General features: G+C 71.6%; 7 protein-coding genes. All 7 read left to right on the top strand.

Annotated elements, in window-relative coordinates; all coding sequences use genetic code 11:
* Window positions 1-19 precede the first annotated feature (19 nt).
* Complete coding sequence (gene ribH, locus D7V93_RS37715; protein WP_120615811.1) at window positions 20-520, top strand: 6,7-dimethyl-8-ribityllumazine synthase; 501 nt, start codon at window positions 20-22, stop codon at window positions 518-520.
* 4 nt (window positions 521-524) lie between these two features.
* The gene (nusB, locus tag D7V93_RS37710; RefSeq protein WP_120615812.1) at window positions 525-947 is read left to right on the top strand and encodes a transcription antitermination factor NusB; all 423 of its coding nucleotides are present in this window, start codon (window positions 525-527) and stop codon (window positions 945-947) included.
* On the top strand, window positions 944-1,435 hold the full coding sequence (locus D7V93_RS37705; protein ID WP_120647928.1) for a M17 family peptidase N-terminal domain-containing protein: 492 nt from the start codon (window positions 944-946) through the stop codon (window positions 1,433-1,435). Before nusB ends, D7V93_RS37705 begins: the two co-directional genes overlap by 4 nt.
* Before the next feature lie 56 nt (window positions 1,436-1,491).
* Complete coding sequence (locus tag D7V93_RS37700) at window positions 1,492-1,866, top strand: response regulator (RefSeq protein ID WP_120525327.1); 375 nt, start codon at window positions 1,492-1,494, stop codon at window positions 1,864-1,866.
* Window positions 1,863-4,199 carry a chemotaxis protein CheA gene (locus tag D7V93_RS37695; protein ID WP_120647927.1) on the top strand — a complete coding sequence of 779 codons (2,337 nt, stop codon included), beginning with the start codon at window positions 1,863-1,865 and terminating at the stop codon, window positions 4,197-4,199. The genes D7V93_RS37700 and D7V93_RS37695 overlap by 4 nt, the downstream gene beginning before the upstream one ends.
* A gap of 35 nt (window positions 4,200-4,234) precedes the next feature.
* Entirely contained in the window at window positions 4,235-4,798 is a 564-nt protein-coding gene (locus tag D7V93_RS37690; RefSeq protein WP_120647926.1) for a chemotaxis protein CheW, read from the top strand.
* A partial coding sequence (locus tag D7V93_RS37685) for a chemotaxis protein CheW (protein WP_208723284.1) occupies window positions 4,795-4,999 on the top strand: 205 nt, incomplete at its 3' end. The genes D7V93_RS37690 and D7V93_RS37685, both read left to right, overlap by 4 nt.

The following is a 4,999-nucleotide window of genomic DNA, read 5'->3' as shown; positions in this document are numbered from 1 at the left end:
GTGGTGTAAGGAGCGCGCCATGCCTCGCTATTTCGAAGGGGATTTCCTCCCCCCCCAGGGCCGGTTCGCCATCTGCGTGTCCCGGTTCAACAGCTTCATCACGGAGGAGCTGCTGAAGGGCGCCGTGGACACGCTGGTCCGCCACGGCGTGAAGGACGACGCCATCGACGTGTACCGCTGCCCCGGCACCTACGAACTGCCCGGCCTCACCCGGCGCGTGGCGGAGGGCGGGCAGTACGCGGGCCTCGTCATCCTGGGCGCGGTGATTCGCGGCGGCACCCCCCACTTCGACTACGTGGCGGGCGAGTGCGCCAAGGGCATTGGTTCGGTGGCGTTCAGTGCGGCGTCGGGCCCGAAGCCCGCCGCGGTGACGTTCGGCGTGCTCACGTGCGATACCGTGGAGCAGGCCATCGACCGTGCGGGCGTGAAGGCGGGCAACAAGGGCGCGGAGGCCGCGGTGGCCTGCATCGAGATGGTCAACCTCTACGCGCGCATGACCGCCGCGGAACGGAAGGGCTGACCGCATGGGCGCACGCAGAACGGCACGGGAGCGGGCGCTGCAGGCGCTCTACCAGCTGGAGATGGCCCAGGGCGCCGCCCGGGAGGCCCTGGACTCGGCGTGGGCCGCCTCGGCGGAGGACGGCAAGCCGGAGCCAGACGCGGTGAAGTTCGCCAAGGAGCTGGTGGACGGGGTGCAGGCGCACCGCGAGGAGATTGACGCCCTCATCGAGCGCCACAGCCACAACTGGCGCCTGGACCGCATGTCCCGCATCGACCGGAACGTGCTGCGGCTGGGCATCTTCGAATTGAAGTACCGCCCGGACATCCCTCGCAAGGTGACCATCAACGAGGCGGTGGAGCTGGGGAAGAACTTCGGGACGGAGGAGTCGAGCGCGTTCGTCAACGGCCTCCTGGACCGCGTCGCGGTGGCGCTCGGGAAGCCGTGAGCCAGACGACCACCCTGGACGTGGGGCTGGAGGGCCTGGACGCGTTGGCCGGGGTGGACGCCCTGTGCCTCTTCATCGCCGAGGACGACCGGCCCCTGCCTTCCTCGGCGGGCTACGTGGACTGGCGGCTGTGCGGCGTCCTGTCCCGCGTCCTCCTGGGCGGCTTCTTCACCGGGGTGAAGGACGACTGGCTCCTGCTGCCGTCGGACGGGAAGCTGTCCGTGCCGCGCATCTTCGTGGTGGGGCTGGGGCCGCGAAAGCGCCTGGACGCCGCCGCGCTGGGAGAGGCGCTCTCGGGCGCGGCGAAGGTGCTGAGCCGGGCGAAGGTGGAGTCGGTGGCCCTGGAGGTCCCCGCGGGCCCTGGCCTGAGTGACGCGGCCCGGGCGGAGGCGTACCAGCGGCAGTTCGTGCCCGCGTTCAAGGGGGCACGGGTGTCCCTCCTCGCGGACAAGGGGCTTGTCGGGTCGCTGTCATCCCGCAAGGGGTAGCACTCGGCGCCCTCGCGGGTGTTCTGCTAGCATCCGGCTTCCGAGGCGTGCACGCGATGAAGTTCAAGGTGCTGATTGTCGAGGACTCCAAGGTGTCGCGCGAGCACATCGCCGCGACCGTGGAGGCCGTGGACGGCGTCGAGGCCGTCACCACCGCCAGCGGCTTCGAAGCGCTGAAGCTGCTGCCCCGCCAGCGGTTCGACCTCATCATCACCGACATCAACATGCCCGACATCAACGGGCTGGAGCTCATCAACTTCGTCAAGAAGAACCCCAACTACCGGGACGTGCCGCTCATCATCGTCACCACCGAGGGGCGTGAGCAGGACCGCTCGCGGGGGATGGCGCTGGGCGCGGCCGGCTACCTGGTCAAGCCGTTCCAGCCGGAGGATTTGGAGGCGCTCCTGCGGCGCTTCCTCAAGCCGCTGTGACGCAGCACGGAAGCAAGGCGCTGGCGGAGTTCGTCGCCGAGGCCACGGAGATCCTCGATGCGCTGGGCCGGGACCTGCTCGCGCTGGACGAGGCCCGCGACCAGGAGGCGGATCCGGAGCGCATCAACGGCATCTTCCGCGCCGCGCACTCGCTCAAGGGGCTGTCGGGCCTCTTCGGCCAGGAGCGCATTACCCAGCTCGCGCACGCCGCGGAGGACCTGCTGGACCGGCTGCGGCTGGGACGGCTGACGCTGGACGACCAGGTGCTGGACGCGCTGGTGGACGCGCTGGACACCTTCCAGTCCCTGCTGGGGGAGACGTCGCGGGGCGAGGAGGGCGAGGACCTCACCCGGCGCACGCGCGCGATGGAGGAGCGGCTGGCGCGGATGGGCTCGCCCGCGCCGCCCGCGGAGGAGGATCCGCTGGAGCGGCTGGAGCTGGACGCGCAGGTGCGCGCCGTCTTCACCGAGTACGAGGAGCACCGGCTGCGGGAGAACGTGCGGCGCGGGGTGGCGTTGTGGCGGGTGCGCGCCGCGTTCGACCTCACCGACTTCGACCAGGGCCTCGCGGACCTGAACGCGCGCCTCAAGCCCCTGGGCGAGGTCATCAGCACGCTGCCCTCGTCGCGGCCCGGCGGCGCCACCGGCATCGCCTTCGACCTCATCTTCGGCGCGAAGGTGACCGCGCCGGAGCTGGAGGCAGGGCTCCAGGGCACGCCCGCGGAGCTGGCGCCGCTGACCGTGCATCCTTCCCGGGAGGACCCCTCCGCGACGGACGAGGCCGCCTCCGTCCCGCCTCCCGAGGCCGTGGGCCCCGGCCCCGGCGTCACGCCCCGCACGAAGCGCGGTGGCAAGAAGAAGGGGACGCGCGCCCGGCCCCTGGCCCTGGAAGCGGGCCCCTCCCAGCCGCTGCTTCCGGCGGACACCGGGGCGACAGGCCGGGACGCGCCTTCCGAAACGTCCAGCGGGGCTCCCGGGCTCGTGGCCGTGCCGACGGCCGCGAACGGAGGCCCCCCGCGCATGAGGGCGGTGGGAGGCCCGCCGTCCACGGCGCTCGGGCTCCAGTCCGCCGCGTCGGCGCCGCTTCCCGCGGGGCGTCCCCGGCCGGAGGAGACGTCGCTGCGCTCGCTCACGCAGACGGTGCGCGTGGACATCGGCCGGCTGGACGGGCTCATCAACATGGTGGGCGAGTTGCTGCTCATCAAGGCCAACCTCCAGCGACTGGCGGAGGCGTCCCGGCAGGACGGGACGGTGGCGCTGTCCAAGCTGTTCGGCCAGGAGCTGTCGCGGGAGACGCGGCAGTTGGAGCGCAAGCTGGAGGCCTTGCAGGAGGGGCTGCTCGAAGCGCGCATGGTCCCGGTGGGCCAGGTGTTCGACAAGCTGGCGCGGCTGGTGCGGAGGATCGCGCGCGAGGCGGGCAAGGAGATCGACTTCGTCAGCACCGGCGGCGAGGTGGAGCTGGACAAGCTCATCGTCGAGGAGCTGAGCGACCCGCTGATGCACCTCATCCGCAACGCCATCGACCATGGCGCGGAGGGGCCGGAGGCGCGGCTGTCGGAGGGCAAGCCCCGGCGCGCGGTGGTGCGGCTGCGCGCCGAACAGAAGGGCAACCACGTCCTCATCAGCGTGAGCGACGACGGCTCCGGCATCGACGAGGCGCGGGTGCGCGAGGTGGCGCTGTCGCGCGGGCTCGTCACGTCTTCCCAGGTGAGCGAGATGACGCGGCGCGAGCTGCTCAACCTCATCTTCCTGCCGGGCTTCTCCACGCGCTCCAGCGTCAGCGCGCTGTCCGGCCGGGGCGTGGGCCTGGACGTCGTGAAGAACAACCTGGGCAACCTCTCCGGCATCATCGACGTGTGGAGCGAGCGCGGGAAGGGCACGGCCTTCCACCTGACGCTGCCGGTGACGCTGGCCATCGTGCGCGCGCTGGTGGTGGGCGTGAGCGGCCGCACCTACGCGGTGCCCCTCAACAGCGTGCTGGAGATATTGGCCGTGCAGCCGCACGACATCCGCACGGTGGAGCGCCGCGAGGTGTTGGATTTGCGCGGACAGACGCTGCCCTTCCTGCGGCTGGGGAGGCTGTTCCACCTGCCGGAGCGCGAGGTCAACCGCCACTTCGTGGTGGTGGTGGGCCTGGCGCAGCAGCGGCTGGGCATCGCCGTGGACGAGCTGTTCGGCCAGCAGGACATCGTCACCAAGCCCCTGGGCGGCAGGCTGAGCGGCGTGAAGGGCATCTCCGGCGCCACCGACCTGGGCAACCGGCGCACGGTGCTGGTGCTGGACGTGGCGGAGCTCCTGGAAGAGGGCATCGCGCAGGAGCGGCGCCGCGCCTGAGGCACCCGTGCCGGGGGGCTGCTATCTTCCCGGCCGTGTCCCGTTTCGAAGCCCTGCTCGACGCGTTCTTCTACCGCCCGGACGAGGACGTCAGCGGCCTGCTGGACTTCGCCGTGGGCAGCGACGGGCTGGCCCCGCGCGTCCTGGAGGAGGAGCCCACCGAGTACCTGGCCTTCCGCCTGGAGACGGAGTGCTACGCGGTCCCCATCCTCACCGTGAGGGAGATCTGCAAGGTGCCGCTGCTCACGGAGATTCCGCGCGCGGAGCCGCAATTGCTGGGCGTGATGAACCTGCGCGGGGAGCTCTTGCCCGTCTACGACGTCAAGCTGCGGCTGCGGCTGTCGGAGGTGCCTCCGCTCGTGGCGGGGCCGGACGCGGGCCTGCCGCCCAAGGCCGCGCGCATCCTGGTGCTCAAGACGCAGGACGGGCCCGCGGGCGTGTGGGTGGACTCGGTGGCGGGCGTGGTGCGGCTCAAGCCGTCCATGGTGGAGCTGTCGCCCGCGGGGCTGCGCGGAGACCGCGACTGCGTGGCGGGACTGGGCCGCAAGGGCTCGCAGCTCTACATCCTGTTGGATCCGGAGCAGGCGCTCGCCCCATGACGGACCCCGTGAACCTGCTGGCCCGCCGTCCGCGCGGCGTGACGGCCGACGACGCTCCGACCGTCGACCCGGAGGTGCAGCTGTGCGCCTTCTTCGTGGGCAACGAGGAGTACGTGCTGGACATCATGCGCGTGGAGGAGATCCTCCCGCCCCAGCGCGTCATCCCCATCCCCCACGCTCCCGCCTTCGTGGAGGGCGTGC

Origin of the sequence: Corallococcus llansteffanensis, assembly GCF_003612055.1 — a bacterium.
Taxonomy (GTDB): Bacteria; Myxococcota; Myxococcia; order Myxococcales; family Myxococcaceae; genus Corallococcus; species Corallococcus llansteffanensis.
The sequence above is the reverse complement of the archived record's forward strand: the minus strand, read 5'-3'. Positions and strand labels throughout refer to the sequence as shown.

What these genes read in the sequence shown, in the direction of transcription:
- ribH (WP_120615811.1), top strand. Translation starts at nt 20, where the DNA reads ATGCCTCGCTATTTCGAAGGGGATTTCCTCCCCCCCCAGGGCCGGTTC.
- nusB (WP_120615812.1), top strand. Translation starts at nt 525, where the DNA reads ATGGGCGCACGCAGAACGGCACGGGAGCGGGCGCTGCAGGCGCTCTAC.
- D7V93_RS37700 (WP_120525327.1), top strand. Translation starts at nt 1,492, where the DNA reads ATGAAGTTCAAGGTGCTGATTGTCGAGGACTCCAAGGTGTCGCGCGAG.